Here is a 5985-nt window from a genome sequence, read left to right as displayed (position 1 = left end):
CGGACGACCCCGCTGCCGCGGCCGACATGGCGGCGCAGCTCGCCGCACTCAACCACGAGCGCCGCGGCGTCGAGGCGCAGATGCAGGCGCAGGCCATCGCCGACATGGACGCCATGCCCGAGCCGCTGCCGGCGGCGCTGTGCGTGCACGACCAGGACTGGCACCCGGGCGTGATCGGCATCGTCGCGGCGCGCCTTCGCGAGCGCTACGGGCGCCCGGTGGTGGCACTGGCGCCGGCCGGCGACGGGCGCTGGCGCGGCTCGGCCCGCTCGCTGCCCGGCGTGCACATCCGCGATGCCCTGGCCGCCGTGGCGGCGCGGGCGCCGGAGCTCATCGATCAGTTCGGCGGCCATGCCATGGCGGCCGGCCTCACGCTGCGCGCCGAACACCTGCCGGCGCTCGGCGCGGCGCTCGAAGCCGCGGTGCTGGAACAGACCGGCGGCGTGCTGCCGCGCGATACCCTGCTCAGCGACGGCCCACTCGACGCCGCGCTGCTGACGCCGGAGCTCGCCGAGCGCCTGGACGCCGCCGGGCCGTGGGGACAGGGCTTCGCGCCGCCGCTGTTCGATGACGTGTTCGAGCTGCGCGAGGCGCGCGTGGTGGGCGCCGATCACCTGCGCCTGCGCCTGACGCCGATCGATGGCGGGGCGACGTTCACCGCCGTCGCCTGGCGGGCGGCGCACCTGCACGACGCGCTGCCGGCACGCCTGCGCGTCGCCTACCGCCCGCAGATCAACGAATGGCGCGGCGAGCGGCAAGTGCAGCTACTGGTGCAGGGCCTGGGCGATCACGGCGCCGTCTGAATCGCCCTCAGCCGGCGCGGCGCCGGCCCACGCCAATCGTCGCGAGGTCGTGCCCCGGCACCACGCGCCCGGAGTAATGCCGGCCGGCCAGGTTCAGACGCTCGTCGCTGAGGTTGTGCGGAATCACATGGCTCAGCACCAGCGTCTTGGCGCCGGCCTGCTCGGCCACGCGGCCGGCATCCTCAATGGACGTGTGCGCGGACAGCAGGTGGTGCTTGAGCGCAGCGGTGGTCTCGTCAAGCGGCGGCGGGAACAGCGTGTCCACCCAGGCGGCGTCGATCACCTCGTGCACCAGCACGTCAACGCCCTGCGCCAGGCGCACCAGGTTCCGGCACGGCCCGGTGTCGCCCGAGAACACCACCGAGCCCTGCTCGCTGTCGAAGCGGAACGCGAACGACGGGAACACCGGCGAATGCGCGACCAGCGTTGCCGTTACCCGCACCTGCGCGTCCGCCCACACCTCGAACGGCTCCATGTCGGGCGACGGCGTCTGGTTGGGGCTGGTGAAGCCGGCCATCTTGGGCAGCGCGATGTCGTCCACCTGCACCAGGCCGCGCAGGTCCGGCCACAGGTAATCGCGGATGCGGTCGTTGAGGTCGGTGGCAAAAGCGCGAAAAATGTGCTCGGTCATCTGCGCGGTGCCGGGCGTCGGCGCGTTGGGAAACGCGACCGGCGGGTCGACCGGCGGCTGGCCCGGCTTTTGGAACACCGGCGGCAGTTCGCCGCGCGGCCCAGGCCCCATCACCACCAGTGGCTGATGGCGGCCGAGGCCCGCCGTCCAGCCCTGCAGCAGCAGGTTGTCGTAATCGACTACGTGATCCGAGTGCAGGTGCGTGAAGAACAGCGCCTGCAGCGGCTCCAGCAGCCTGAACGGATGCGGGTCCGCGCGGCTTCGCATCATGGCCTGCGCGAGCTGCCGGGCGGCGCCGTCGCCACAATCGATCATATAGGTGAGATCGCGCACCTGCAGTGCCGACGCAATGCCATGCCGCGTGCTGCCCGGAAACCACGCCGGGCCGCCGGCGGTGCCAAGCAGCACGAGCCGCGTGTCGAAGCCCGCGCCATCGTCAGCCGATGCCGTGGGCGTCGCCGCGCTGGCCGGCGCACCGCCCAGCATCAACGACAGCGCCGCCATGCCGGCCCCGGCGCCGGCTTTGAGCAGCCCGCGCCGCGACAGCGCCAGTTGCACCGCCTGTCCCACTTCCTGACACATCGCCCCCCTCCATCTTCGGCGTTGTTATTGCGAACAAGGTGCCACAAACCCGCACGCTACAATGCCGCCCCCGCCGAAGGATCCCTGCCATGACCGACCGCACCGCCCTGCTCCACCGCCAGCTCGCCGAGCGCATCCTGCTGCTGGACGGCGCCATGGGCACCATGATCCAGCGTCATGGCCTCGCGGAAGCCGACTACCGCGGCGAACGCTTCGCGGATTTCGGCCGTGAGCTCAAGGGCAACAACGACCTGCTGACGCTGACGCGGCCGGACGTAATCGCCGATATTCACCGGGCTTACCTCGAAGCCGGCTCGGACATCATCGAGACCAACACCTTCAACTCCACCGCCATCTCGCAGGCCGACTACGGCCTGCAAGACCTGGTCTACGAACTGAACCTGGAAGGCGCGCGCCTGGCCCGCCGCGTGGCCGACGAGATCGGCACCGCCCAGCGCCCGCGCTTCGTGGCCGGCGTGCTCGGACCCACCAGCCGCACGGCGTCGGTGTCGCCGGACGTGAACGACCCCGGCTTTCGCAACGTCACCTTCGCCGAGCTGGTCGAGAACTACACCGAAGCGCTGCGCGGCCTCGTCGACGGCGGCGCCGACATCCTGCTGGTCGAGACCGTCTTTGACACGCTGAACTGCAAGGCCGCGCTGTACGCCATCGAAACGTACTTCGCGGCAGGTCATCCGCGCTTGCCGGTGATGATCTCCGGCACCATCACGGACGCCTCCGGCCGCACCCTGTCCGGCCAGACGCCGGCGGCCTTCTACGCGTCCGTCGCGCACGTGCAGCCGCTGTCGGTGGGCCTGAATTGCGCGCTCGGCGTGGAGCTGCTGCGGCCCTACGTGCACGAACTGGCGAAGATCGCCGAATGCCGCGTGAGCGCGCACCCGAATGCGGGTCTGCCGAATGCGTTTGGCGGCTACGACGAGACGCCGGAGTTCATGGCCGCGCACCTTCGGCAATGGGCGCTGGACGGTATGCTGAACATCGTCGGCGGCTGCTGCGGCACCACGCCCGAGCACATCCGCGCCATTGCCGATGCCGTGGCCGGTATCGCGCCGCGTGCGCTGCCGACGCCGCGACACGTGCTGCGCCTGTCTGGCCTCGAACCGCTCGACATCGACGAGAACAGCCTGTTCGTCAACATCGGCGAGCGCACCAACGTGACCGGCTCCAAGCGTTTCGCCAACCTGATCAAGGCCGGCGACTATGAGGCCGCGCTCGATGTGGCCCGCCAGCAGGTGGAAAGCGGCGCGCAGATCATCGACGTCAACATGGACGAGGGCATGCTCGATGCCAAAGCGGCCATGGTGCGGTTTTTGAACCTGGCCGCCGCCGAGCCGGACATCGCCCGCGTGCCGGTGATGATCGACTCGTCCAAGTGGGAGGTCATCGAGGCCGGCCTGCGATGCGTGCAGGGCAAGGGCATCGTCAACTCGATCAGCCTCAAGGAAGGCGAGGCGGCGTTCCTGGAGCAGGCGCGGCTGGTGCGCCGCTACGGCGCGGCGGTGGTGGTGATGGCCTTCGACGAGCAGGGCCAGGCCGACACCTGCGCGCGCAAGGTGGCCATCTGCGAGCGCGCCTACAAGCTGCTGACCAGGGAGGTCGGCTTCCCGCCCGAGGACATCATCTTCGACCCCAACATCTTCGCGATTGCCACCGGCATTCCCGAGCACGACAACTACGCGGTCGACTTCATCGAGGCGACGCGGCAGATCAAGCAGCGCCTGCCGCACGCCAAGGTCAGCGGCGGCGTCAGCAACGTGTCGTTCTCGTTCCGCGGCAACGAGCCGGTGCGCGCCGCCATCCATACCGTGTTCCTGTACCACGCCATCCGCGCCGGCATGGACATGGGCATCGTCAACGCCGGCCAGCTCGGCGTGTACGACGACATCGACCCCGAGCTGCGCGAGCGGGTCGAGGACGTGGTGCTGAACCGCCGCCCCGACGCCACCGAACGGCTGCTGGAAATCGCCGAGCGTTACCGCGGCGGCGCGGCCGCGTCAGGCCCCGCGCAGGATCTCGCCTGGCGCGAGCTGCCGGTGGCCAAGCGCCTGGAACACGCGCTGGTGCGCGGCATCACCGACTACGTGGAGCAGGACGTCGAGGAAGCACGCCGCGCCTTCGCGCGGCCGATCGAGGTCATCGAAGGCCCACTCATGGACGGCATGAACGTGGTCGGGGATCTCTTCGGCGCCGGCAAGATGTTCCTGCCGCAGGTGGTGAAAAGCGCGCGGGTGATGAAAAAGGCCGTGGCCTGTCTGCTGCCGTACATCGAAGCCGAAAAGGACGCCAGCGCCCGCGCCCAGGCGCGCATTCTGCTGGCCACCGTCAAGGGCGACGTGCACGACATCGGCAAAAACATCGTCGGCGTGGTGCTGCAGTGCAACAACTTCGAGGTCATCGACCTGGGCGTGATGGTGCCGTGCGAGACCATCCTGCGCACCGCGCGCGAGCAGCAGGTGGACATCATCGGACTGTCGGGCCTGATCACGCCATCGCTCGACGAAATGGCGCACGTGGCGAGCGAGATGCAACGCGAGGGAATGGACGTGCCGCTGCTGATCGGCGGCGCCACCACGTCGCGTACACACACGGCGGTGAAGATCGCGCCGGCCTTCGATGGTCCCACCGTCTACGTCAAAGACGCCTCGCGCGCCGTCGGCGTGGCACAGAGCCTCATCTCGCCGGACCTTCGCAGCGCCTTCCTGCAACAGACGCGCGAGGACTATGCCCAGCTTCGCCAGCGCCACGCCGCGCGCGTCCAACGCAGCAAACTGCTGTCGCTCGACAAGGCCCGCGCCAACGCCTTTGCTACCGACTGGGCTGCCTACGAACCCGCCGCGCCGCGCCGGCCCGGCATCACCGTGTTCGAGGACTACCCGCTCGCGGAACTGTTGCCCTACATCGACTGGACGCCGTTCTTCCAGGCCTGGGAACTGGCCGGCCGCTACCCGAAGATCCTCGACGACGCCATCGTCGGCGAGCAGGCGCGCCAGCTCTTTGCCGACGCCAAGGCCATGCTCGCCCGCATCGTGGACGAGCGCTGGCTGCGCGCCCGCGCCGTCATCGGCCTGTTCCCGGCCAATGCAATCGGCGACGACATCGCGCTCTACACCGACACCACGCGCCAGACGGTGCGCGCCAGCCTGCATCACCTGCGCCAGCAGCAGGAAAAACCGCCCGGCGTGCCGAACCTGTGCCTGGCCGATTACCTGGCGCCGCAGGGCAGCGGCGTCGCCGACTGGCTGGGTGCGTTCGCCTGCACCGCCGGCATCGGCATCGATGAACACGTGGCGCGCTTCGAGGCCGCACACGACGACTACAGCGCCATCCTGCTGAAGGCGCTCGCCGACCGCCTGGCCGAAGCGCTCGCCGAGCGGTTGCACCAGCGCGTGCGCACCGAACTGTGGGGCTACGCGGCCGGCGAGAACCTGGACAACGACGCCCTCATCGGCGAGCACTACCAGGGCATCCGTCCCGCCCCCGGCTACCCCGCCTGCCCCGACCACACCGAAAAAGCCACCCTTTGGCAGCTTCTGGATGCCGAACGCAACGCCGGCATGCGGCTCACCGAACACTTCGCCATGCTGCCGACGGCCGCCGTCAGCGGCTGGTACATCGCGCACCCGAAAGCCCGCTACTTCGGCGTCGGCGACATCGGCCGCGACCAGGTGGAGGACTACGCCCGCCGCAAGGGCTGGACGCTGGCGCAGGCAGAACGCTGGCTGGCGCCGAATCTGGGCTATGAGCCCTGACACGCCGTCGAAAAACGGCCTTCGCCCGCAAGACAAATACGCAGGTAGCCGATTTGTCGGATGCCGTCGATCGATGCGGCTCGTGCCTCACCGCATCTATGCACGCCGGAGCCCCCGCTCGGTGGCGGCGGCCTGCGCCGCGAAAGCCTCCGGCAGCGTATACGGCTGACTGGTATCGATCACGATCGCCCGCGCCTGT

The 5985-nt window shown here is 69.7% G+C and carries 3 protein-coding genes; 2 read left to right on the top strand and 1 reads right to left on the bottom strand.

Going from position 1 to position 5985, the window contains the following annotated elements; translation table 11 throughout:
• A partial coding sequence (locus PHC73_RS10425) for a DHHA1 domain-containing protein (protein WP_300127680.1) occupies nt 1-803 on the top strand: 803 nt, incomplete at its 5' end.
• 7 nt (nt 804-810) lie between these two features.
• Here PHC73_RS10425 and PHC73_RS10420 read toward each other — a convergent pair.
• On the bottom strand, nt 811-2016 hold the full coding sequence (locus PHC73_RS10420) for an MBL fold metallo-hydrolase (protein WP_300127678.1): 1206 nt from the start codon (nt 2014-2016) through the stop codon (nt 811-813).
• 89 nt (nt 2017-2105) lie between these two features.
• Between PHC73_RS10420 and metH the strand changes: the two genes are divergently transcribed.
• Nucleotides 2106-5786, top strand: coding sequence for a methionine synthase (gene metH / locus PHC73_RS10415; protein WP_300127676.1), 3681 nt, complete (start codon nt 2106-2108; stop codon nt 5784-5786).
• The last annotated feature ends 199 nt before the right edge of the window (nt 5787-5985 follow it).

Origin of the sequence: Immundisolibacter sp. (assembly GCF_028696615.1) — a bacterium.
Taxonomy (GTDB): domain Bacteria; phylum Pseudomonadota; class Gammaproteobacteria; order Immundisolibacterales; family Immundisolibacteraceae; genus Immundisolibacter.
The sequence above is the reverse complement of the archived record's forward strand: the minus strand, read 5'-3'. Positions and strand labels throughout refer to the sequence as shown.